The 23,653-nt window shown below is 39.5% G+C and carries 19 protein-coding genes; 5 read left to right on the plus strand and 14 right to left on the minus strand.

Annotated elements, in window-relative coordinates; translation table 11 throughout:
• Positions 1–4: 4 nt before the first annotated feature.
• The 9 genes from pseI to PHEP_RS19700 all read right to left on the minus strand — a co-directional run bounded on the left by pseI (position 5) and on the right by PHEP_RS19700 (position 9,920).
• Positions 5–1,054 carry a pseudaminic acid synthase gene (pseI, locus tag PHEP_RS19660; RefSeq protein ID WP_015809741.1) on the minus strand — a complete coding sequence of 350 codons (1,050 nt, stop codon included), beginning with the start codon at positions 1,052–1,054 and terminating at the stop codon, positions 5–7.
• Positions 1,041–1,925 carry a methionyl-tRNA formyltransferase gene (locus PHEP_RS21775; RefSeq protein ID WP_015809742.1) on the minus strand — a complete coding sequence of 295 codons (885 nt, stop codon included), beginning with the start codon at positions 1,923–1,925 and terminating at the stop codon, positions 1,041–1,043. Before PHEP_RS21775 ends, pseI begins: the two co-directional genes overlap by 14 nt.
• Entirely contained in the window at positions 1,922–2,950 is a 1,029-nt protein-coding gene (pseG, locus tag PHEP_RS19670) for a UDP-2,4-diacetamido-2,4,6-trideoxy-beta-L-altropyranose hydrolase (protein WP_015809743.1), read from the minus strand. The genes PHEP_RS21775 and pseG overlap by 4 nt, the downstream gene beginning before the upstream one ends.
• Positions 2,943–3,185 carry a hypothetical protein gene (locus PHEP_RS19675; RefSeq protein WP_015809744.1) on the minus strand — a complete coding sequence of 81 codons (243 nt, stop codon included), beginning with the start codon at positions 3,183–3,185 and terminating at the stop codon, positions 2,943–2,945. The genes pseG and PHEP_RS19675 overlap by 8 nt, the downstream gene beginning before the upstream one ends.
• Positions 3,166–4,356, minus strand: coding sequence for a UDP-4-amino-4,6-dideoxy-N-acetyl-beta-L-altrosamine transaminase (gene pseC, locus PHEP_RS19680; RefSeq protein WP_015809745.1), 1,191 nt, complete (start codon positions 4,354–4,356; stop codon positions 3,166–3,168). Before pseC ends, PHEP_RS19675 begins: the two co-directional genes overlap by 20 nt.
• The gene (gene pseB, locus PHEP_RS19685) at positions 4,349–5,371 is read right to left on the minus strand and encodes a UDP-N-acetylglucosamine 4,6-dehydratase (inverting) (RefSeq protein WP_015809746.1); all 1,023 of its coding nucleotides are present in this window, start codon (positions 5,369–5,371) and stop codon (positions 4,349–4,351) included. Before pseB ends, pseC begins: the two co-directional genes overlap by 8 nt.
• Positions 5,372–5,391: 20 nt before the next feature.
• Positions 5,392–6,489 carry a Wzz/FepE/Etk N-terminal domain-containing protein gene (locus PHEP_RS19690; RefSeq protein WP_015809747.1) on the minus strand — a complete coding sequence of 366 codons (1,098 nt, stop codon included), beginning with the start codon at positions 6,487–6,489 and terminating at the stop codon, positions 5,392–5,394.
• Positions 6,490–6,532: 43 nt separating this feature from the next.
• The gene (locus PHEP_RS19695) at positions 6,533–9,004 is read right to left on the minus strand and encodes an SLBB domain-containing protein (RefSeq protein WP_015809748.1); all 2,472 of its coding nucleotides are present in this window, start codon (positions 9,002–9,004) and stop codon (positions 6,533–6,535) included.
• A gap of 208 nt (positions 9,005–9,212) precedes the next feature.
• Complete coding sequence (locus tag PHEP_RS19700; RefSeq protein WP_015809749.1) at positions 9,213–9,920, minus strand: hypothetical protein; 708 nt, start codon at positions 9,918–9,920, stop codon at positions 9,213–9,215.
• Positions 9,921–10,120: 200 nt separating this feature from the next.
• On the opposite strand from PHEP_RS19700, the gene PHEP_RS19705 reads away from it, so the two are divergent.
• Entirely contained in the window at positions 10,121–10,462 is a 342-nt protein-coding gene (locus tag PHEP_RS19705; RefSeq protein WP_015809750.1) for a helix-turn-helix domain-containing protein, read from the plus strand.
• A gap of 198 nt (positions 10,463–10,660) precedes the next feature.
• Positions 10,661–11,947, plus strand: a complete 1,287-nt coding sequence (locus PHEP_RS19710) for a nucleotide sugar dehydrogenase (RefSeq protein ID WP_238326515.1) — start codon at positions 10,661–10,663, stop codon at positions 11,945–11,947.
• Positions 11,948–11,964: 17 nt separating this feature from the next.
• On the opposite strand, the gene PHEP_RS19715 is transcribed toward PHEP_RS19710, so the two are convergent.
• A complete protein-coding gene (locus PHEP_RS19715; protein WP_015809752.1) occupies positions 11,965–13,755 on the minus strand; it encodes a hypothetical protein in 1,791 nt (596 codons plus the stop codon).
• Between the two features lie 126 nt (positions 13,756–13,881).
• Positions 13,882–14,319, minus strand: coding sequence for a DUF6266 family protein (locus tag PHEP_RS19720; protein WP_015809753.1), 438 nt, complete (start codon positions 14,317–14,319; stop codon positions 13,882–13,884).
• 518 nt (positions 14,320–14,837) lie between these two features.
• Here PHEP_RS19720 and PHEP_RS19725 point away from each other — a divergent pair.
• Both PHEP_RS19725 and PHEP_RS19730 read left to right on the plus strand, forming a co-directional pair.
• Positions 14,838–15,422 carry a hypothetical protein gene (locus tag PHEP_RS19725; RefSeq protein ID WP_143715782.1) on the plus strand — a complete coding sequence of 195 codons (585 nt, stop codon included), beginning with the start codon at positions 14,838–14,840 and terminating at the stop codon, positions 15,420–15,422.
• On the plus strand, positions 15,409–15,792 hold the full coding sequence (locus PHEP_RS19730) for a hypothetical protein (RefSeq protein WP_015809755.1): 384 nt from the start codon (positions 15,409–15,411) through the stop codon (positions 15,790–15,792). Before PHEP_RS19725 ends, PHEP_RS19730 begins: the two co-directional genes overlap by 14 nt.
• Positions 15,793–15,827: 35 nt before the next feature.
• On the opposite strand, the gene PHEP_RS19735 is transcribed toward PHEP_RS19730, so the two are convergent.
• Positions 15,828–16,097: a hypothetical protein gene (locus PHEP_RS19735; protein WP_015809756.1), complete on the minus strand. Its 270-nt coding sequence runs from the start codon at positions 16,095–16,097 to the stop codon at positions 15,828–15,830.
• 214 nt (positions 16,098–16,311) lie between these two features.
• Between PHEP_RS19735 and PHEP_RS19740 the strand changes: the two genes are divergently transcribed.
• A complete protein-coding gene (locus tag PHEP_RS19740; protein WP_015809757.1) occupies positions 16,312–18,534 on the plus strand; it encodes a glycoside hydrolase family 88 protein in 2,223 nt (740 codons plus the stop codon).
• A gap of 75 nt (positions 18,535–18,609) precedes the next feature.
• On the opposite strand, the gene PHEP_RS21780 is transcribed toward PHEP_RS19740, so the two are convergent.
• Together PHEP_RS21780 and PHEP_RS19750 are read right to left on the minus strand one after the other, a co-directional pair.
• Positions 18,610–21,810 (minus strand): T9SS type B sorting domain-containing protein, encoded by a 3,201-nt coding sequence (locus PHEP_RS21780; protein ID WP_015809758.1) that lies wholly within the window; start codon positions 21,808–21,810, stop codon positions 18,610–18,612.
• Positions 21,807–23,648, minus strand: a complete 1,842-nt coding sequence (locus tag PHEP_RS19750; protein ID WP_015809759.1) for a carbon starvation CstA family protein — start codon at positions 23,646–23,648, stop codon at positions 21,807–21,809. The genes PHEP_RS21780 and PHEP_RS19750 overlap by 4 nt, the downstream gene beginning before the upstream one ends.
• Positions 23,649–23,653 lie beyond the last annotated feature (5 nt).

Raw genomic sequence — 23,653 nt, forward strand, 5'->3', positions numbered from 1 at the left:
GGTTCTAAATTAAATCAAATGTCAATGCTGTGCCTCTTTTTGCATCTTTAGCAATCCTTTTCCCAATTATTTGTTCGAAATACTTAGGAGAAAGACCTAATCCAGGACGAATTATTCGTATATTCTTTTCGGTGAAAAGATCTCCTTCTCTCATATCTTCAACTACATAAATTGATCTTTTAAAAGTTAGACTTTTCTTTTCCTCCTCTAGAATTCCATAACTAACTTTGCCCAAAGATAGAAAAGCCCGTTCAGTTTCTTGAACTAAGATCTTAAATTCATCTGGTTCCATTGAAAACGCAGAATCCACTCCACCTTCAGACCGATTAATTGTAAAATGTTTTTCTATCACTCTAGCGCCCAATGCAATAGATGCAATAGATACTCCTACCCCAACTGTATGATCAGACAATCCTACATAACAATTAAACAATTCCGCCATGTGAGGTATTGTAAGTAAATTGGTATTTTCCGGAGTAGCAGGATATGTACTTGTACATTTCAATAAAATTAGTTCCTTACATCCATTCTCTTTAAGAGTCCGTACAGCGATTTCAATATCTGCAAGAGTTGAAATACCTGTCGACATGATCACAGGCTTACCAGTTTTTGCTATTCTTCGTAACAATGGTAAATGATTATTCTCAAAAGAGGCTACTTTATACGCTGGAACACCTAATTCCTCAAGAAAATCAACTGAAGTATCATCAAATGGTGTACTAAAAATCAAAATTTCTTTTTCTTTGGCACGTTCAAATAAAGCTTTATGCCATTCCCAGGGGGTATGGGCTTCCTCATATAAATTATACAAATTCCTTCCATTCCACAAAGATTTCGAATCTGTAATATTGAACTCTCCATGAGAAACATCAATCGTCAATGTATCAGCAGTATAAGTCTGAAGTTTTATAGCATGAGCACCGGCCTTTGCTGCTGCATCAATTATTTTTAAAGCATTGTCTATAGACCTGTTATGATTACCACTCATTTCTGCGATTAGGAATGGTTTATGATTTGGACTAATTGTATAATTACCTATTTTAATCTCTTGCATATAATATATCTCCTATTTCAAAATTAAAGGATCCCTCCACTTCATAATCTATAAGCATTAGGGCTCCATTTTGTGTTTTTACAACAATTCCTTCTTGTACACTAATTACTTCTCCATTAACATCGTTATCAGCAAAACCTATATCAACAAATTTCACTTTATGAATAATAATTTTTTTATCGTTAACATATGAGAATGCTCCAGGATAAGGTTTTGCCTGTGCCCTCACCCAATTTTTTATCCTTTCTTTTTGCCAATTCCAATTTATCATTCCATCTTTAGGACTTCTCTTTCCATAATAAGTTGCGTGCTCATTATTTTGGGCAACTGGTTTTATTGAGCCATTTTCAATACTTTCTATTACTGATTTAATACAAATCGGAAACCGTCTTTCAAATTCGGCTAAAATATCCCCTCCCGTTGTATCAGGACCAATGGGAATAACCTCCTGATATACAATATCTCCCTCATCGCAATTTTTTGAGATTAAATGCGCTGTAATACCAGTTTGAATCTCATTATTTATTATTGCCCAAACATGAGGAGTCCTCCCTCGATACTTCGGCAGTAAAGAACCATGAAAATTAATCGCATATCCTTTAGGGAAATCAAAGATAGACTCATCAACCAGATATAAGTAATTAATAGATAAAATAAAATCTACATCAAATTGTTTTAAAAATAACTCTGACTTCTCATTTCTAGGATTTCCTACAAATACTGGTAAATTAATGCTATTGCATAAATCTATGATATTATTAGACTTAGAGTCTGTGAATACAAAACCAACAAAAACCTGCTTAAGAATTTCATTTAGACAAATAAATCCTAATCTCCCACTAGCTAAAATACCGAACTTATAATTGCTCATAAACTTAATTTCATGAATTCCTTTAATAATTCTTCATTGTGTACCCTCATTGTAGCCAATTTTTGACATCTAATTAGCTCATTTATCCTTTCAACAGAATTTACCTCATTAAGGGCGGTAATAATATCTTCAATCGTGGCTTTATTAAAATCCCCAATACTCATTGCACAGCCTTTACGAATTAATTGTTCGTGTATTGCAAACTGATTATCAATTACAGTACCAGTTAATAATCCTGATTTAACGCAACAAACCTCTAGAGAAATGGAACTTGCAGGACAAATAGAAAGTTGGCAAGCACTAATCATATCAACCATAAGTTCAGCACTTAAATTTCTTTCTAACTTTATATTAATGCCTTCATTTTCATTCTCGATCAAATTTATTAAGTCATTTGTATTAACATAAGCATTTCCAATAACAACTATAATATTTTTAACAAATCCAGATTTTATACATGCCTTTATAACTTTTGTCGTGACAGAAAAAGGATCGGCGCCCCCCATACAAATAAAAACTGTTTCTATCTCATCTATCACTCTATTTTTGGTCAAAGCTTGAATAAAAGCTTTTCTAACAATAAGATAATCAAATCCAATTAGAAGCCTCGTATATGATTCCGTTTTGTACTTATCCTTTATGTATTCTCCACCATGATTAATTACTAAATCTGCAATAAATTCACCTTTTGCTAAATCATCGATCACAACCAGCTTATGAACTCTGCACTTAATATATTTAAGATAAACATTGTTAAAATCATATCCGTCTGTTACAACAATATCTGTTGACAGTAACAATGGGGTTATTTCAAATAACTCATCTATTTTAGTATTGGATTTTAATTCAATCAGATCTCCAAAAGTTCGTATAATAGATTGTAGTTCTAAACTCGGTTTTGAAATTAAGAAAACACAATTAAAGTTTGGACTAAGCATCTCCGATAATGCAATGCATCTCATAATATGCCCTAAACCAATTTTATTATTTCCATCAGCCCTAAAGAGAATTCTGGGTTTATGCATAAAAAGTTCCACTTTTACCGGTAATTATTAATGCTTCAGATATTTCCGAAATAGACCTTTTCTTACCATTATTATTTAAGGAATAAACAACTCCATTCAAGACTATCATATTGGCTAGAATCTCTTTCCTGGTAATGGGCATAGGTGTGAGTGCTTGCAAAGCACTTAACTCACTATAAGTAATAATTGTAGCACTCTCTGAATAGGTATATACTTTAACTTTCAAAGAACTCATATATTTTTGCGATCACATAATCTTGTTCTTCATCTTTTAAAGATGGAAACATTGGTAAACTTATACAGTGCCTATAATATTGTTCTGAATTTGACATATCTCCTTCCTTCCATCCAATTTCCTTATAGTAAGGCATTAAATGGCATGGGATATAGTGTATTTGAGCGTAAATATTATGATCTTTTAAGTAATTATAAAGGCCCAACCTGTTTTCAACCTCAATAATATATAAATGATAGGCATGCCCTTCAACTACTCCTGATTGTCCTAGAATATATTCTTTTTCAATAAATGAATTATAGTATTTTGAGGCTATTTGCCTTCTTTTAAGAAGCCCTTGATCAGCTCTTTTTAATTGGCTGGAACCTAAAGCAGCCTGAAAATCAGTTAAACGGTAATTGAAGCCTAAAGTTTGCATTTCCATATACCAACCTGGATATTCTTCCCTCCCACCGGCCAATTCAATAGAATTGGTAAATACATCACTCTGTTTTGTAATGCCATGTGAACGTAAAACAAGTAATTTTTCGTATAGCGCCCTATTATTAGTTGTAATCATACCTCCTTCACCACAAGCAATGTGTTTTACAGGATGAAATGAAAAAATAGCTAAATCAGCAAAATTACCGTTTCCACAATTTTGCTGAATCCCATTTTTATCAATAAAGTAACCACCAGGAGCATGACAGGCATCTTCAATAATCCATAAATCATACTCCTTCGCTAATTTCTTAAGCTCCTCCAAATTGACTGCTCTACCTGCAAAATCGACAGGAATAATTCCTTTGTAAGTTCCTTTCGGGCTTGCGTCAAGCAGCGATTTTATCTTCTCAATATCAATCAGATAAGTTTCGGAGTCAATATCGGAAAATACGACCTCCCCTCCACAGTAGCGCACACAGTTTGCCGATGCAGCAAAAGTAATAGGGGTTGTAATTACTTTATCACCTTCTTTTACACCTAAGGCCAACGTACACAGGTGAAGAGCGGCCGTACCATTGCTCACTGCAACTGCATATTCACAGCCTATGTACTTAGCAAATTCCTGCTCAAACTGCAAAATCCTTGGCCCTTGGGTAAGGTAATCAGATTGCAAAGCCTCAATAACCTTTTTAATATCTTCTTGAGTAATATTCTGCTTTCCATATGGAATAACCACGTTATTATTCATTGTAGTTAAAACTTACGTCAACATGTTCTTTAATTAAAGATCGCAATGTATCTACCGTTTCCCATTCCGTGTTTTCACCAGAATTGTAAGCGAAACCTGGCTTTACCAGCTGAGCATTAAAAGTACTTTTGAAATCTTCAATGCTCCAATGGTGAGTTGCCGGTAAAATCGTATAATATTTCCCCAAATCATAGGTGTAAAAAGAATCAGAAGGTGTAATCATCTCTTCATGAACCTTTTCCCCTGGTCTGATTCCTACCAGAACCTGTTCACAATTTGGACCAATAGCAGTAGCAACATCAGTTATTTTATAAGATGGTATCTTTGGGATAAATATCTCTCCACCCCAAGCGTTACCCAGTGCATGCATAACCATATCTACTCCGCCCTGCAGTGAAATATTAAAGCGTGTCATTTCAGCATCGGTAATAGGCAATTTTCCTTCTGTTCTTTTATTTAAAAAAAATGGAATTACAGATCCATTTGATCCCATTACATTACCATATCGCACTACCGAGAAGATAATCGGACTATTCCCTTTTATATTATTTGCCGCGACAAAAAGTTTATCTGATGTTAATTTTGTTGCACCATATAAATTGATTGGCGCACAAGCCTTGTCAGTAGACAAAGCAACTACCTTTTGCACATTAGTCTCAAAACAAGCATGAATAACGTTTTGTGCGCCATTTATATTTGTCTTAATACACTCGTCAGGATTATATTCAGCTATCGGGACATGTTTCATTGCAGCCGCATGTATAACGTAATCTACACCTTTAAAAGCTCTGGTCAATCTTTGTGAATCTCTTACGTCTCCAATAAAGAATCTTATCTGTGGATATTGTTTTTCTGGATATTCCTGAGCCATCTGAAATTGCTTTTGCTCATCCCTAGAAAAAATGATAAGTCTTCTTACCTCAGGATATTTTGACAAAATCTCTTTTGTTAATGCTTTTCCCAGAGAACCTGTCCCTCCAGTTATTAAAATACTTTTATTCTTTAAATCCAACATATATATATATATCTATATTTTTATGAACCCTGAGTTCCAAATAATTTACTAACAATTAATATTATTATAATAATAAATCCCCCTAAAAATCCACCAACAATTATTCCCTTTAATTTTCCAAACGCCTCGACCTTTAAAGGATAGATAGGCTGATCTACTACTTGTATCAGCGGTGTCTCTTTAAGCAGGGATAACTTTGCCATCTCAAGATTCTGCACCAAAGAGCTTAGAAGCGCCTTATTTGATTCTGCAGAGAACTGGGCTCTTTGCGTTGGGACTGTGCGTTGAACCTGCCGCGTTGGATTCAAATTTGGAGTCGCATCAGCAACAGCTACAGCAGTATATATTGCCCCATTCATTACATTTCTAACAGAGTCAGTTTTCTTGGTTAAAATCATCACATTTTCTAGTGCCTTTTTAGTTTTAGTCTGTATGTAAAACTCACTTACATTTTTAACGATATAGTCATTGAGTAGTTTGGCAAATTCTTCATCTTTTGACTTGACGTCGACTTTTATTATACTTGATTTTTTATCAAGCTTTCCAACTGTCAAATAATTAGTATTTATGTCATTTACTATTACACCCAAAATGCTATCACGAAGACGAACATCTTTAGAATACGACTTCCCAGTTCCGTTAAAGCTGTTGGAAAAGTGTATTTCTTTAAGTCCCGGCTTTTCAACCCACGATTCCTTAAGTTTATTGAATTCTATATAATAGTCAATTAACAGTTTCTTAGAATTTGAATCCACAATACTAAGTAAGGTTTGCTGAATCATTTTTCTTGATTTATACAGCTCTAAAAGATTATCCCCTTGAAAAATCCCACCTTTACTGTCAATGTCAATACCAACCATTGAGGCTAATCCGGCATATTGTCCTAATCCAGCACTTTCAGAATTTTCTAAAACAAAATTTGTAGAAGCAGTATAAACAGGTTTTTTAAATAGAGAATATGTTAATCCCAATGCAGCTCCAATAAATCCAAAAATAATGATAACTAACCACTTTTTCAGGAAAAACCTATACCATTCACCTATTTGATGAGTAAGTTCATTTAAAGAAATCTCATCACTTTCTCTATTTATTTCGCTACGCGAACGCTCAATTGCCATTTTTTGGTAATTTTTAATATCAATAACACTCTTCAGCTTTCTATCATCTCAATAAACTTACGATAATAGCCCCAAGTGACGCAACTGCTGTTCCCAATCCAATCCATCCTTGAGCTGTCATTCTTTCTCTTTCTGCCTTCTTAGGTACTAATATTTCTGCTCCAGGTTTTACCTTCGGATAATTATTAAAGAACAAAAACTTACTTCCTGCTTCAACAGAGCCATTTGCATACTTAATATATGCTCCTTTTTTCAAAGCGCTTGAGGTAAATCCTCCAGCCCCATTTACATATTGCTGAAAACTTTTTCCCGGCAAATAAACTATACTATTTGGATTTAAAACTTCACCTGTAACTTTTACAGTCTGCAATTGTCTTGGCACCCTGATGACATCACCATCTTCAACAATTAAATCGTACCTGGATTGCGGTTTTCTCAAAATCTTTTCCAGATCTATACCAACTAAATCTGATTGAATTAACTTCTGTTCCACTTCTGCCTTAATTGTATCCTTAACACCGGCTTCCTGCGCGCGTTTTAAATTCAAAAACTTTTTATCATCTTCCTCCTTATTATCAATCGCATTTTTATCTCCCGGATTCACCTTTTCAGCTCCCGGTCTCTTTAAAGAAGCCCCTTCAGTATAAGCTGTCGGAGTCAAGCCTCCAGCTCTTTTGATCAGATCAGAGATCCGTTCGTTCTTCTGGGTAATCGTGTAAAGTCCAGGATACAACACCTCCCCTTCCAACTTAACTTGTTTTTGCACTTGATACCCTTCAGAACTCCGAACGGCAATCACATCAAATGGTTTTAACACAAATTTCTTGTCTATTACCCTCAAATTCTGATCAACTCCAACAGTAAATACCTGTGCGGTTTTAGCCGAAACAGATTTTGCATCACTATTTTTTATCCTACGTGAAATCTCGATTCTTTTAGCAGTAGCGTTTTCTTTAAAACCACCAGCCATCTGAATCACATCCTCAAGCGTCATGTTATCTGCATAATCAAATGTACCTCCAGCGCGCACCTCGCCCTGAATAGTTACTTTATATTCATCACGTAAATCAAATAAGGAAGAAATGGTTATTTTATCTTCTCTTTGTAAAACTACATCCTCCTGCGTACCTGCTATAACTTTGGCTACATCAAAAGAAATTAAGCTTTGCGTATTGTCTGCATTTAAGCGATTTATATAGCCCCTGTTCAAGAATGCATCTTCGGTTAAGCCGTCAGCTTTAGTGATCAAGCCTTTTAAAGTAAGTCCATTTCCCAACTCATACAATCCCGGGCGAAAAACAGCTCCAAGAATCTCTACTCTATTCTGGAACCGATCCAAAATTGCTTCAACCACATATTTATCACCATTTTTAGGCGCATAAGTTCCAAAATCAACAGCAGCAATATCTATTATACGACGTTCCTTGTCTGTATTCTGGAAAGATTTGATCTTAGCTGTATAAGCCTGTGTAGTAAAACCACCAGCAAAGCCAATCAGATCCTGCAAAGTTTCTCCTGTAACCACTTCAAATAAGGCCCCATTTTTTACTTCACCCAGAATCTCAACCCGCTTGTCGTAAACAGGTATATTGATCACATCCTGATCTTGCAAACGGATATTGTCCTGCTGAATTCCACGTAATAAGAAATCATATACATCAATAGTAGAAACTACCTTATTGTTGCGGATCAGTTGTATTTTACGGAAGGAGCCATTTTGAGAAGGCCCACCAGAAGCATATAATGCATTGTAAACTGTAGCCAGTGATGACAATGTATAAGTGCCGGGCTTGGTAACCTGACCAGTCAATACTACTTTGATACTTCTGATATTTCCTAAATTAATGGCCAGATTGGTACGTCCAGAGCGTAAGGAAGGGTAAGTTTTACCCATTGCAGTACGAATCTTCGATGTTGCCTGATCAATGGTCAATCCTCCAACTGCAATCCGACCAACATATTGTAAATTAATTATCCCTTCAGGACTAACCTGCAAGTTATAGCTGGCCTCATTATCGCCCGTTAAATCGATCAACAACTTATCATCAGGCCCAATTACATAACCTTTAGGTGTAGCTATACGCAGATTCGGTTCAAAAGTTATACTCCCATTCCTGAACAACTCCGCCCCAAATATTTTAGGACCAATCTCTTCATCCTTTATCTTTTTTTCATTGTCAACAGCCCCACCATCAGTAGTTTCACTGTTTTCGCGACCAGTGCTAACCACCTTGGTATCGACCTGTGTAGCTGCAGATCCTTGTTTACGTAATTTTTCAACCCTTAATTTCAATTTCTGGGCCTCCTCAGGTTTCATCCCCTGCGCTGCAGCCATCTGCTCCAGCTGCGCTTCGGTATACCCTATGGATTCAGCCCTTTTGATCATCTGCAAAATCTGCGCATCAGACAATTCGTCTACCTTCACATTGGCATAATTAGCTTGAGAAAAAGCCTGTTGACAGACCAGAAAGGAAAATATAAAAAGTATTGCAGTTATCGTTCTTTTAAAGTTCATATTTAGTGTAGAGAGAGGATAATGGTATATAATTTAATGAGCAGCAGCGCAAATCAGATTGAGCACAGTAAATTTTTGCATGAGTAAGAGACGTAATTTTATATTTTTATATGTAACTTTCATAGGGTAGATGTTAGTTGATATATATCGCTTGCAAATATATCAAATAAATTGAATTGTGATTAAATTGTGACACAGTGATTCTAAACTATTTAATGCTCCCCAAATGGACTTGTATCCCTACCGTAACCGGATTTAATAACCATTCCGTTTTATTGTATTTATTTAGGGTTCTTGTATTGTTAGCATCAGCTGCCACCATCTCCTGTCGTTCATAAGAATAGAACATTTCCAGGTTGCTTTCTGCAAAGAGAGAGATCATCGAAACGGGGTTAATTTTGATACCAATAACCGGAGCAGCGGTAAAACCAGTTTTGCTGGTCTCTACCCCATTAGGACCTAAAGTTGAAGATCCCACATCTCTTGAGTCAAACGCATCATTTGTACTTACTAGTGTTCCATCAAACTTATTGTACCTGAAACCAATATCAAACCCAAAATACGGCTGAATCCTTGAAAAATTAATGTTCTTTTCAAAACCAAGCTTAAAAGCATAATCCGTCATTTTACCATTGGCTTCCTGACAACCCACACAGTTATTTACCAGTTCCACGTCATTTTTCAGATAACTTCCACCCAGCCTATAGCTGATCTGGTTGTCGTTAAACTTGATCATCCCGCCTCGAAATGAAAAATCTGAAAACTTCTCTGCGTTTTTCTGGTTTAAAATTTTAGGCATTTGCATCAGGCTGTAGCCATTTACAGCAATACTGTAGTTATAGTTGCCGTTCATCTGTGCAAATGTGGCACTCCCCAATAGTAGAATTAATAGGACAGTTAGTAGATTTTTCTTCATTTATTTCCCCCCCGGGCATTATTTATTATCCAAGTCAAATGTAAAATAATAATCGATAAATACAATTAACCAATGAATTTGATAACCTATCATTTATTATGCCATAATATTAAGTATTTATTCCAGATCGGCACAATAATTAAAATTTAGGCCTGAAAATTGTTCTTTAACGGATATTCCAACATCCTTAAAAGAAAGCAATGAACACAATAAGTAAAAACATCAAACGTTTCCGACAAAAAAAAGGATGGAGCCAAAGAGAGGTTGCCGAACAGTTAAATATTTCCATTCCTGCTTTTTCTAAAATTGAGAATGGCATTACGGATATCAATTTGAAAAGGCTAGGGCAAATTGCGACCCTGCTGGAAGCATCCATTATGGATTTAATGGCTACCGATGGAGAAAACCCGCAATCAAAGCACTCTATGCATGTGAATATGCTTAAAATCAAACTGGCTAAAAAAGAGGAAGAAGTAATTGATCTTCAAAGAAGGGTTATTGAACTTTATGAGGAAGTAAAAAAGAAAAATAAAGGGAATTGATATTATCTCCTCCCCTTATTCATTTAAATTGTTTACTGTTAGCAAAACTATACAAGAATAACTGAAATAACTACTAATAAAAGAATTATTTTGATAACGCCAGTTGTTTTAGCCCTAGAAACAACACCAACATAGCCATCAACAACAAAAAACCTTGAAAGTCTTTACCCCATTAATTCCAACATTAAATAATTACGTATGTTTGCCTGCATGTCAGCAGCAAATAAGCCACATATTGCAATTATCGGATTAGGCTATGTAGGGCTACCCCTGGCCATTGAATTTGCCAAACAGTACCAGGTATTGGGCTTTGATATTGATGAAGAAAGAATAAAAGACCTTACTGCAAACATAGACCGCACCAAAGAGGCAGACCTGAACGCACTACAAAATGTACTTGGTAAAGGTCTTACCCTATCCTCCAATCAATCCTTATTAGAAGACTGCAATGTTTACATCGTAACGGTACCTACCCCTATTGATCAGTTTAAGGCGCCCGACTTAAAACCCTTGCTTAGTGCTTCTAAAATGCTGGCAAAGTACCTGTTAAAAGGAGATGTGGTCATTTATGAATCTACCGTTTACCCGGGCTGTACCGAAGAGGATTGCGTACCCATCCTGGAAAAACACTCCGGTTTAAAATACAATAGCGATTTTTATTGCGGCTATTCCCCGGAAAGGATCAACCCTGGCGACAAAGTAAACACGCTTACCAAAATCATCAAGGTTACTTCTGGTTCTACTCCCGAAGTGGCCGACTGGATTGACGGACTATACGCCAGCATCATTACCGCAGGTACCCACAAAGCCCCAAGCATAAAAGTTGCTGAGGCCTCAAAAGCCATAGAAAATGCCCAGCGGGATGTAAATATCTCCTTTGTGAACGAACTGGCACTTATATTCGATAAGCTGGATATTGATACTGCAGACGTGATTGCAGCTGCAGGAACAAAATGGAATTTCCTGAAATATAAGCCTGGCCTGGTGGGTGGGCACTGCATTGGGGTCGATCCCTATTACCTGGCACATAAATCCAATGCACTTGGTTACACCCCTCAGGTCATCCTGTCGGGCAGAAGGGTGAACGAAAACATGGGTATTTTTGTGGCCAGTAAGGTGGTTAAAATGATGATTGCCAAAGGATCTGCTGTAAAAGGAGAAAAAGCCCTCATTCTGGGTTTCGCATTTAAAGAAAACTGTCCGGACATCAGGAACACCAGGGTTATCGATATTTATACAGAGTTGCAGCAATTTGGTATGGAAGTAGATGTTTATGATCCATGGGCAAATGCAGATGAAGTAGCGCAGGAATATAACATTACATTAAGCCCAGACCTGGCAAACCAGGAATATAAAGCAATCATCATTGCCGTTGCCCATAATGAGTTTTTGAGCATCGATTACCAGAAATACAAACAAGCGGGCGCAATCATTTTTGATACCAAATCATTTATCGACCGCAAGTTTGCAGATGCAAGATTGTAAAATAAAAGAACGCCTCCTCAATTATCCCTTAACACATGCGCTGTACCCGAAATCGTGTGCGATAAATTGTATCCCTGGCTCATCCCTGTCATAACCACTTCCTGATAAGTTCCGCTAAAACTAACATCAATATATTGTCCTACGCCACCTACATTCGCCAAGTTATAAGTGATCGCAAACTGGTTAAGTGCCGAACCCAGACTGGTAGTCAATCCGTTGCCAATAATCTGTATTCCCGATGCAGAGCTATAAATGCCAGGCATTGAAGTATTACCGGTGATAGAAATATCATTCATTTGAACCGGACTGCCGCCGCTGATCGTAAATGCACCGGAAGAGGATGAGGCATTTATATTTACCGTTATGATTTTCGGTGCTCCCCCATCAATGCTATAGCTAATAGATTCCGAACTGGTATTACAGGCCAGTATATTGCCAATATTGGTTACCGGTGAGCTCAAAGTATAATTCAATGTACCAGTATTCTGATGACTGTCCGCATCTTCAGCAATTATGGTCATCCCATTCGACCCGCATATTATAGTCTGAAAGCTGAAAGCACCGTTCATCACCAAGGTAGCAAAAGTCTGCTGACCATAATTAACTACAACATACCCATTGGTAACATTTGTATTGTCGCATTTTTTTAAAGTACCGCTAATCGTAGTATACTGCGTTGCAGGCATATTCAGCACAATATCAGGCAAAGTCGTATTTACCGTAAAAGGGCCTATATTCTGCGTACAAACCACATTGCCACAAGCATCATAAGCTTTTAAAGTAAAAACCTCGTTGGCTGGCACAGGGCCATTTGCAGTTCCGTTCACCGCTGTTTCGGAAGCTATTGAAGCAGAACCACCTTGTCTGAACAATACCGTTTTAACATTTGCCAAGGGATGGGCATTCGCATCCACAAGTTTAATCTGCAGCTGTACAATTGGAGACTGGATTGGCGCATCAAAATTCCACCACGAGAAATGGGCAACCTCTCCAACATATTTATTTCCAACCCTATTGGCCAGGCCCTCCTCTTTCCAATAACCCAGTGCCTCATCAAAATGCCAAAGCGGCATGGTTGCAGCTGCAGTGCTCAACTGGGCGCTGGTAATATTCATCTCTATCTGGGCCTTATTGGCAATTTGCAACTTTTGTCCCGCACTTCCCCTCAGTTCCACATTCAACATTCCATAAGTTTCCAGCAATCTGGCATCACCAGCAGCATTGCGGGCAAACAGCATTCCTGGCATTTTCCTAAACAAATCCGGATCCGAAGCCTCTAAACCATTTAAAATTACATTTACCTGCCCGGTGTATGGGGTTCCGGTTTCTGTTTTAAAATTGCCGTCAAATGTAATCTTCACACCATTAGGCAAACTCACATTGCTAACTGCACCGGAATTTACAGTAGCCGTAACTTTATCCGAAAACAGCTTTATTTTAATGCTACTGGTTCCTGCTGCTGGCGATAAGGCCCTTGAACCGTCTATGTAACCGGCTTTCTTTACCGTTGCATAAGCAAATCGCTCAAAAACAGCAGCATTTTTAATCACAGCTACACCTTTGGCATCAGTCTGTGCAGTAATACTGCCAATTTTAACATCAGCCCCATTTACAGGGTTATTTGTTGCATCGAAAACTTCAACGATGAAGCTCCTGGAAGCCGCATCGCCAAAGTTTTTCGCAAAATCTGCATCCGAAACTACAGGATCTGTTGTTGGGGGCTCCGGAGCACCGGTATTATTTTTTTTACAGCTGCCAAAAGACAATAGCAGGAGCGTAAGGGCAGAAAGTAGAAGATGATTTTTCATAATACAGTTGTTAATTTTGGTTTATATCAACCAACATTAAAAAATGTTACCCCCTACTCTTCCACAAACTCAGCCAAAACCGCTGCAGCAACCACCAGCATAATCCCGTAACCAACATAAAGCAGATCATGCTAAACAGCACCAGCAAACAGCTGCTCTGGTCGATGTAACCATCACATCGGGGGCCGTTAAGGCCATCACCGGATCATTTAAGCCCGGCAAATCCCCGGCACTGATCACCATTTTGGTATAATCTACCCCCAAATTGGGATACACACCGGTTACAGCCTGATGAAAATTGCGCGAATAAGCTGCATTTAAAGCCGTTTTGGCAATGGCAAGGTTGGCAAAGCCGATATTTACATAAGGATGGAAGGGCACCAGCAGGTTGTTTACAAACTTCATCTTTTCCTCATTGGCAAGCCTGGCGGCCGACCGCGGGGCAGGATCAGTTTTTTGTTTGGGTGCCTGACGGATGTAGGGGATCCCCATCCAGGTGGCCCCTACTATTGCGCCCAGTTTTCCGGATAAAGGGCCGAAAATCCCTTTCTTTAATTTTGCCATAGTCTTTTGTTTTTTATAAGGTTTATGATAATTGCCATTTGTAGTTCACAGAGTGATGGCCTGCTGTTCTACCGATCTGAACAATCGCCCCATACCCGGATCAGCAAGGCCTTCCAAAGGCCATGACTGTCCTACGCAAGGCCTTTGAGAGGCCTTGGATACCCGAATGAAAATCCTATTAATAATACACTGCAACCGAGGGCGGCCTCAATAGGGCAATCCAGCGCATTACACATTATAATTACAAAAACAACTTATTTATCTTTTAACATTTTTTTATTAAAAATTATATTATTTTCTTAAAAGTGTGTTTTGCACACAAATTATATTTAAATTAGCAATACCAACTAAACCATATTGATACCACAGTCAGAAACACATTAAACAATCCTGATGAAATAAAACAGGTCAGGAAGCTGGGATTTAAAATTAATTTAGATGATAAGTCCTGTGCGGATTTTATTAACCAACATTTTAAGAACCTCAACTTATTAAAGTGGGCTGCAGATATAAATGAGGTGCTAAGTAAGGTCTGTACACCACCCCTATATAAAGAAATTTATCTTAAAGACGGTCTTGAGCCGGAAATGATTTTACAGTATTACGATCAGCTAGCTCAAGATGATACACAAGGCCTGGCATTTTCCCGTAAATTATATTGGAAACGCGGGGAACTTCTGATAAATCATGATTTTTTCAGGATACCGGAAAAAGATAGAAGAAAGGGTATTTCAAAAGCAATATTATTTGCCAGTTTGAAACAATACATCAATATGGCCGTTAATAAGATACTAATTCATGCTGCTTTAACTGATGGCGGATATGCTTGGGCAAGACATTTTTTTACGGCAACCAACAGGTTAGAAATGCGTGATATTTTAACCACTGCAAAGCGAAGATTAAGTACCATGGAATTTGCTGCTATTCATAGAATTTACACCAATTATTATACAGGCAATCCAGGCGGAAAGGCCTTTCCAATTTATAAATGGGCAGAATTTGACTTTATGAAACCCATTCTTAGAGGTAGTGAATGGCATGGGGGCTTGGATTTGAAAAATCAAGAACAATTGCTTAACTTTATATCATATGTTAATCAATAACTCAAAATTTAAAGAAGAAGGTTATACTGCAGATGAGTTACAGCCAAATGCACACAAGCAAATGGAACGAAAATGTCTGGTGATCAGCCAAACTGTAAAAGATGGTGATTTTACATTAGAAGAGGCCCTGCAATTGTATGGTGTATCACTTCAGGTGTATACTAAATATGCAGCCCAAATTATGGTTTCAGAATTGAATGCTAAGCTTGGTGAACTAAATTCGAAAAAAGAGGAATTGCTTTTGAAAGTTAAAATTATGCACGAGGCACACAAGATTCTATTTTCTACTGTAGACGATCAAATGCCGGAAGTAACTGAACATTACAAGCATCTATCAAGTACCATAAAAAGAGCTAAAGTTAAGGCCTAAAATAGCCAGGGCTAAAGGCTCTTATTTAATTGCAATTATCCATTTACCATCGTGACAGGGTGTAAAAAAGATGCCGTCGAAACAAACCACTCTGAAAAATTAATCGCTACTATTGAATCAGCTGCACTGGCTTCCTTAGTAGCTTTCTTCATGATATCAAATAATCTATCGTTAGCCGTCTGTTTGCTAAAAAAGTCCGTTAACCAGGCATTAATAAAAAGCTCAGCTTTCCTTTTACTTTCTCCGTCAGCGTTTTCAAAAGCCTCAGCTAAATTAGGAGGTACGTTTATCGCTATTTTCTTCATCTAGGTAAGGTTAAACTTACATTTTAACAAAAAAAATCAATTTAGTTAAAGCATCAATAGCTGGACTATAAAGTGACAAAACCTGTCACTTTTGCTACAAATGGGAAAAAACAAAAAAGTTCAAACAAATCTTAAATACTGATGGTTATTGCGCAGCTGACTGGTTAAAGAGCAAAAAGAGCAACTATGAATAAATTTCTCAAAGGTACTTGATATGAACGCATTATCACCATGGGCCGTATCGGCAAGCGCTGAACTGGCCGGCAATTCCTCAGTACGATTTGAACTTCATGCAGATCCCTTTAATTTTAAAGTGATTGCCACCAATGATTCCATCTGGATCCAAACTGAACTTCCTAATGGAGGACGCGTCTCCTTTCGTGCAGCCTATAGCCCCGGTAGCAACCTGGAAGTAGTAAAAAGCAAACAAAATCCCCGGCAAGGGATTGATTTGAAACTTAAATCAGCCATCGGCCAACAAAAGGTTACCATCAGCGTAGACCAAAGCGAAGGATCACCCGTACTGCGTTATACCAACAGCCTGATCCCAGTTAAAGATTTGATGATGCCCAGCTGGCCAAAAGACATTTTGTTTAATGGAAAAAACAATAATCCCGAACAAACCGAAGGAAAGATCCATGCAGGCCAGTTTGGTACCCGCACAGGATTTCTTTATTTGAGCCAGATCCGGCCAAAATCTGCTACCCTGCTCTACCTGCAAAACCTGACTGCCTTATCGGAATATGCTGAACAAACCGAAACCTCCTTAGGCGACACCGTTGGTGGCGAATGGCCGGAACTGGGATTTTCCCTGCCACCTTCAAAAAAGCCATTACCTAAGGGCAAGGAAGTCATCCTTGCCGATGCTTTCATCGCTTTTAGCGAAGAAGTACCGGAAAAAGAACCAGACATGATACGCCTTTACCTGGATTTGCTGGCCAGGATATACCTGCTGCTCCCAAAACCGCAAACAGCATACAAACACTGGCCCGACATACTGGACAAGGGTTTAAAAGATCTTATCGACAGCCCAGGCTGCTGGTCGCAGGTAAACGGACACAAATATTTCAATGCTTATGTAAGCGATTATGAAACCCCACCCGAAATCATGGTACAACTTGCTGTTTTGCTTCCCTTGCTGGACTATGTAGAGTGGAGTGAGAAAGAGCTTGAGGTTATGAAAACGATTAAAGCGGGACTTCCCTCTTTTTATGACAAAAAGCTGGGCACCATCATGCGCTGGCTTCCGGCAGCAGAAGACAAACTCAAAGGCGAAGAAGAACAAAAAGTTCCCAAGGTGATGGATTCCTGGTACCTTCATCACCCTTTGCTTAACCTGTCCAGATTAGCTTTGAAGGGAGATAAAATGGCTACGCAGCTTTTCCTGGATTCCCTTGATTTTGCCATCAGGGTAGCACACCATTTTAAATACCAATGGCCGGTGTTTTACAAGATGGATACCCTTGAGGTGGTTAAAGCAGAAACTGCTGAAGGAAAGGGCGGAGAAAAAGATGTAGCCGGTATTTATGCGCATGTGATGCTCCAGGCCTGGGAACTAACCGCTGAACAACGTTATTTAAAAGAAGCCGAAAAAGCTGCAAAAACCCTGCAGGGCCTTGGTTTTAAGATCTTTTACCAGGCCAACAATACCGCATTCTCTTCGGGAGCACTATTCCGGTTGTATAAAATCACTAAAAATGAACTATACCTGGAACTGAGTTACATGTGCCTGGCAGGCATATTCCGGAATGTGCAGCTCTGGGACTGTAATTACGGATACGGAAAAAACTTTCCGAAATTCTTTTCCCTTTATCCGCTCAACGACGCACCTTATACAGCCGTTTACGAAGAACAGGAAGTTTTTTGCGCCTTTCACGATTACCTGAAGCATGCTGAAGATGTAGACATTCTACCTTCTGTAAAACTGCTCATTGCCGAATACATCCGCTACCTGGTAGACCGTGCTGTATATTATTATCCTACTATGCTGCCCGCAGACATGCTAGAAGTAAAACCCAAAATCGGTGAAGTTGACCCCAAGCTATGGATTGCACTGGAAGACCTGCAGGATGGCTGGCTGAAATCCGGAACTGTTGGCCAGGAAGTATACGGGGCAGGTAACGCATTTGGAATTATGCCACGGCATTACCTGCAAATACCAGGCCTGCCATTCATGATTTACACCGACTACCCAACCTCAGGATTTAATGCCAGAAAAGGCAAAAACATCAGCTTTAAGATCCTTGGAGATAAGCGGATCAGCTGCCGGATGATGCTGGTAAAAACAGCTTCAAAGAAAATCCCGGAATTTCAAATATTGCTTAAAGGACAGAAAGAACCACTGAAAGCTAGTACCGTAGCAAATGGCAATCTGGAATACATCATTCCCGGCGACAGCTCAATCATCATTCATACACATCTTAGCAAATCCATTTAAAACGTCTTTCATAAGCTGTGTTTTTAAGGATATGCCCTGGAAGGCATTAACCACCGGCATCTACAACAACAATTTTTACTCTGGTCTGGTAATGGTAATGAAACCGCTTAAACTTGGCCTGCTTGTTCCAAAATTTATGATATAGTAATAAGTTCCTTCAGCCAGCGGCACACCATTTAAGGTACCTTCCCAACTATTGTCATAAGCTTTTTTACTATACATTAATCTGCCCGTACGCTCAAAGATCTTCACCTCGTTATTTGGATAAAAATCAATATTATCCACCACCCATTTGTCATTCACCCCATCACCGTTTGGAGATAGGATATTGGTTGCCTTGATCTTCAGTAAATCTTCCGGCTCGATTAAGTTAATCGCCTTGCGTTCTGTATAGCCGCTGGCATTGGTACCTGTTAAATTCAATGGCTGAGCCCCACCAATCTGTATCCGGTGGCGTAAGCCATTGGTATTAAAAGTAGCGGTAGCGGTATTTAGTGCATAATTACCACTGCCTATAACAGGTAACCAACTGTTTCCATTATATTTTGAAATACCGAAAGGAGATGATGGGGTAAAAGCACTGCCTTTCAGACTTGCAGGAAAGCCAACACGAAACGTATAATCTCCTGTTCCGCTTGTACGGATAACATGGTATGACGCATTTACAAACTGGCTCTTGTCTGCAACTACACCGCCATCTGGCAAACCATTAGCTGTAAGGCCTGTAAGTACACTCATTGTAAAGTTAAATGCAGTTTCTGCAGGTGGGGTAATCCGTACAGGCAGATAATTTCCGCCATTTCCTAAAGGAATATCTCCCTGAGCAGTTGTTAATCCGGTTACTTTAACTTTCGCAATTGCACCGGAACTTGCTGACGACATGGTGTTGATATAGGAAGTGTTGCTTCCGCCTGAAACACTTGAAACAGTAATCTCTGAAGTTTCCGGAATATTCAGCAATCCTTTCTGCATATCCAGTTTTGTTATCGTCAGCCCCTGGTTCAGCGTAACACCGGCGGCTGAATTGACTACCATTTTATTGACAGTTGCATCTTTAAAAGTATTGGCTGCGATGGTTCTTGCTATCGATATAGAAGGAGAGATATTTACAAAACCTATAGTGCCATTAGTTGCATCAATTATACCAGTACTGTTTAGACCAATAGCATCTGCAACATTCATTACGGCACCTAACTTCAATTTAAGGGTATTCGCAGCTTCAACACCCAGTGCGCTAAAAGTAACATTTCCGCCTATGAAACCGATATTATCTACGGTAGATTTTTTAAAATTTACTGTAAGTGATGAAATGGTATTATCGTGAGCTACAGAGATAAAATTAACAGTATCTTCTGCTATCAGGTTGCCGCTGATATTCAATGTACCTGTAACGGCCGAAGAGGCTCCCCCGCTATACACAGATGATCCTCTTTGAAAAGATACATCATTTGATACACCTAGAGCAATTCCGTCATTCACTCTCAGAAAGGTTCCTGCTATCACTGCTGGCGCTTTGGTATAACCGGTCCCTCCGCTACTAATGCTTATCTCTGTAATACCAACTTTTGCCGAAACAGCTGCTCCTGTACCATTTCCTGTAACAGACACAGTTGGTATGGATGTATAGCCAGATCCTGAATTGGTGATCACAATATCCATAATTTTACCATTACTCACTATTGCAGTAGCCGTGGCTCCGCTTCCGCCACCACCGCTAAAAGTAACACCGGCATTAGTATAGCCAGAACCCCGGTTTTTTATATCTGCACCTGTTACTTTTACGCTTGTAATCGTTGCAACGGCACTGGTAGAGCCTGTAGCTTGTCCACCGTTAACGAAAGATAGCGCAGGAATACTGCTTAAATTACCTGGCTCTACAATGTTTAATGCCGATACTGTACCTGCATTGACCTGTGCCCTTAAAACAGCTCCGTCCCCCTCTCCAACTATCAGGTTCTTTAAATTTCTAGTACCTGCTGCCAATGCACTTTGCCCATTTCTTACCAACAAATTAGTTGTTAATCCAAGGGCAGTTGTTGCTGTTACCCAATCTCCGTTCGTAAAAACTTCAAACTGTGATGGGGTACCCATACTGCTACTCAATCCTGTTGTCCGATAGTCACCCGCAGCAGGAACATATTTAAATACATATTCATTAAACAACAATGATCCGTATCCTGATAATATCGCAGTACCATTTTCTCCTCCATTGTCTTGCCTTATTTTTTCCACAACCATTTTGGTAAATTTAACCGGCTCTCCGGACATCCCTTTTCTGTTTACATAATGATTGTAAACCAATTCATAAAACGGAAGAAACTCTCCCCTTAAATCAGGAGAAATCACAGATCCATAATGATTTGTTGTATAGGGTACGCTATACCCTAAATTATATTTAGCGGTATATTCGGTTCCTAACAGTAACCTGTTTGAAAACAAACCATAAAGATCCGTACCTTGGTTATACCCTATTTCGCATGCTTCCGCTAAGCCCCCTATGCCCATTTGGGTATGCTCCTGATCGCGACCGCTTTCAAAACACTGGCCGGTAGTAGGGTAAATGTAATTGTTCAGTGTTCCTGAAGCGGTTTCGGTGGTTGACCACAAATAATTGCGCCCTCTGGTGTAAATGGCAACGTCATTTATAAAAACTCCTATTCCCATCATAGTTTTACAAATGGCGGTATCCCAATTCCCCGCCCATCCCCCCTGGAAAGGTTCAATTACCGGATAAAATTTATACCTGAACATAGATTCCGCGCGCTGTATATCTGTCGTACTCCAGCCTGAGTTTGTATAACGCAGAATTTCCGCAGCATTAACAAAACCAAAACCATACCAGGCCGCACATAACTTGGCAGCGCCTCCGGTAATACTATCCAGGGTACCTGACCACGAGTTCAATATTGTTTTAGCTTTATCTGCATATATTTGATTTCCAGTAATGACCCACAAAATTGCACACCTGTAAGCTCTCTGACTTTGGGCAGACATTGCCCTTGACTCAGTACTGGTTGCCCCTGCGAACTCTCTATTAACAATGGCATAAGCAGGTTCCTGCACATAGTTTATATCGTTATAGGCAAGTAATTTAGCATATGTCGCTGCCCATGGCTGCCGTTCCGTATTTGCATAGGTCTTTAACCTGGCCAGGCCAGCAGCGTTGAACAGTATCCCCGGATGTGTCAATTGCGCTTGAACATGTAAAACGCCCATCCATAAAAACATAAATGCCAGCAAAGGCATTTTTAGTTGCTTGGTAAATGTTAAGTTCATCTCTCTACTAACTCTTTAACGGTATCACCATAATAATCCAACTGATCTGCTTTCATTTTTGACAATTGGTACCATCTTTTAAAAGTGTTCACAAACACGATGAACATCAGTACCATGGCTATGCAGGCCAGGAAAGCCAGCAGATATTGGCCCTTGGGCAGGTACATATTCAGCACCTGCTCATAGCCCGCCCAGAAGGTGATGAGGACCATGAACACCCCGGGTATAGCAGCACAAAGGGCGTATTTTTTCCTGTTCATACGGATGAGCATGGTGGTACAAACAATCAGGCCGCAGGCTGCCAGCAATTGGTTGCTGATCCCAAATAAGGGCCAGATACTGCTTACGTTCCCTGTATACACCAGGTAGCCCCAGGAAAACGTGAACAGCAAACTGCTGATGATGAGCCCCGGCATCCAGTTCTTGTCATTGAATTTGGGGATGACCCTCCCTATCATCTCCTGCAGGAAGAACCTGCCGACCCTTGTGCCTGCATCAATAGCTGTCAGTATAAACACCGCTTCAAACATGATGGCGAAATTGTACCAGTAGGCCATTACATCGTCCATATACGGTATTTTATTAAATATATGGGCCATACCTACTGCAAGGGATACTGCCCCTCCTGTCCTTCCCTGCAGCTCTACCCCGATCTTTTCACTAAAATAGGCCAGGTCTATTGCCTTTAGGTCCGGATTTTGCGCAATAAAGCTTTCGTACATCTCTTTTGGGGTATTGATGGCGAAATAATCTCCCGGAAGCAATGTACAGGCTGCGATTAAAGCCATCAAAGCCACGAAGCCTTCTACCAGCATGGCGCCGTAGCCAACAAAAAGAATCTCCTTTTCATTGGTCAGCATTTTTGGAGTTGTTCCTGTAGCAATAATGGCGTGAAAACCAGAGATCGCTCCGCAGGCAATTACGATAAAAATAAAGGGCAATACAGGCCCGCCAATAACCGGACCGCCACCGCTCACAAAACGGGTAAGTGCAGGCATTTGCAGTGTTGGGTGTACAAAGATCACTCCTACTGTCAGCATGAGGATCGTTCCTATCTTTAAATAGGTAGACAGGTAATCCCTTGGGACCAATAATAACCAGACAGGTAATACGGATGCCAGAAAGCCGTATACTGTTATGGCGATAGATATGGTTGCAATCTTCCAATGGAAAATATTACTGATGGCGGGAATCTGCATCAGCTCATGGCCTCCAATTATGGAAGCAATTAGCATAATCCCTCCAAAAATACTGGCCAGGGTAACGCTGTCTTTCCGATAGCGCATGATCAACCCCATGATCAGGGCAATGGGCATGGTTGCTATAACAGTAAACAAAGACCAGGAAGCTTCATGCATGGCGCTGATACAGGCTAAAGAAAGGCCGGCAAGCGTAAGGATAAGGATAAAAAGAATAGCTATCCCTGCTATCAAACCAGTACCTGTACCGATCTCTTTTCCTGCTATGGTAGCCAGGCTTTTTCCTTTATGTCTTACTGATGCAAAGAGCACCACCATATCATGCACCCCACCGCCCAATACGCAGCCTATCAAAATCCATAACGCTCCCGGCAGGTAACCAAACTGGGCAGCAAGCACCGGGCCTACCAAAGGTCCGGCAGCTGCTATGGCTGCAAAATGATGGCCAAACAATACATTCTTATTGGTGGCCACATAATCTTTTCCATCTGAAAATTCTATTGCAGGGGTTACGTTTGCAGCATTGAGCTTTAATACTTTATTGGCCAGGAAAATCCCGTAAAACCTATACGCAATGGCAAATACCAATAAGGCAATAAAAACTAAAGTGAGGGCGTTAACGCCATTAAAAACATCCATGTCTT

The organism is Pedobacter heparinus DSM 2366 (assembly GCF_000023825.1).
Lineage (GTDB): Bacteria > Bacteroidota > Bacteroidia > Sphingobacteriales > Sphingobacteriaceae > Pedobacter > Pedobacter heparinus.

Excerpts from the sequence above, each read along its gene's own strand:
- PHEP_RS19705 (WP_015809750.1), top strand. The coding sequence starts at position 10,121 with ATGAACACAATAAGTAAAAACATCAAACGTTTCCGACAAAAAAAAGGA.
- PHEP_RS19690 (WP_015809747.1), bottom strand. The coding sequence starts at position 6,489 with ATGGCAATTGAGCGTTCGCGTAGCGAAATAAATAGAGAAAGTGATGAG.
- PHEP_RS21780 (WP_015809758.1), bottom strand. The coding sequence starts at position 21,810 with ATGAACTTAACATTTACCAAGCAACTAAAAATGCCTTTGCTGGCATTT.
- PHEP_RS19675 (WP_015809744.1), bottom strand. The coding sequence starts at position 3,185 with ATGAGTTCTTTGAAAGTTAAAGTATATACCTATTCAGAGAGTGCTACA.
- PHEP_RS19700 (WP_015809749.1), bottom strand. The coding sequence starts at position 9,920 with ATGAAGAAAAATCTACTAACTGTCCTATTAATTCTACTATTGGGGAGT.
- pseI (WP_015809741.1), bottom strand. The coding sequence starts at position 1,054 with ATGCAAGAGATTAAAATAGGTAATTATACAATTAGTCCAAATCATAAA.
- pseG (WP_015809743.1), bottom strand. The coding sequence starts at position 2,950 with ATGCATAAACCCAGAATTCTCTTTAGGGCTGATGGAAATAATAAAATT.
- PHEP_RS19730 (WP_015809755.1), top strand. The coding sequence starts at position 15,409 with ATGTTAATCAATAACTCAAAATTTAAAGAAGAAGGTTATACTGCAGAT.
- PHEP_RS19695 (WP_015809748.1), bottom strand. The coding sequence starts at position 9,004 with ATGAACTTTAAAAGAACGATAACTGCAATACTTTTTATATTTTCCTTT.
- PHEP_RS19715 (WP_015809752.1), bottom strand. The coding sequence starts at position 13,755 with ATGAAAAATCATCTTCTACTTTCTGCCCTTACGCTCCTGCTATTGTCT.
- pseB (WP_015809746.1), bottom strand. The coding sequence starts at position 5,371 with ATGTTGGATTTAAAGAATAAAAGTATTTTAATAACTGGAGGGACAGGT.
- PHEP_RS19720 (WP_015809753.1), bottom strand. The coding sequence starts at position 14,319 with ATGGCAAAATTAAAGAAAGGGATTTTCGGCCCTTTATCCGGAAAACTG.
- PHEP_RS19740 (WP_015809757.1), top strand. The coding sequence starts at position 16,312 with ATGAACGCATTATCACCATGGGCCGTATCGGCAAGCGCTGAACTGGCC.
- pseC (WP_015809745.1), bottom strand. The coding sequence starts at position 4,356 with ATGAATAATAACGTGGTTATTCCATATGGAAAGCAGAATATTACTCAA.
- PHEP_RS21775 (WP_015809742.1), bottom strand. The coding sequence starts at position 1,925 with ATGAGCAATTATAAGTTCGGTATTTTAGCTAGTGGGAGATTAGGATTT.
- PHEP_RS19750 (WP_015809759.1), bottom strand. The coding sequence starts at position 23,648 with ATGGATGTTTTTAATGGCGTTAACGCCCTCACTTTAGTTTTTATTGCC.
- PHEP_RS19710 (WP_238326515.1), top strand. The coding sequence starts at position 10,661 with ATGTTTGCCTGCATGTCAGCAGCAAATAAGCCACATATTGCAATTATC.
- PHEP_RS19735 (WP_015809756.1), bottom strand. The coding sequence starts at position 16,097 with ATGAAGAAAATAGCGATAAACGTACCTCCTAATTTAGCTGAGGCTTTT.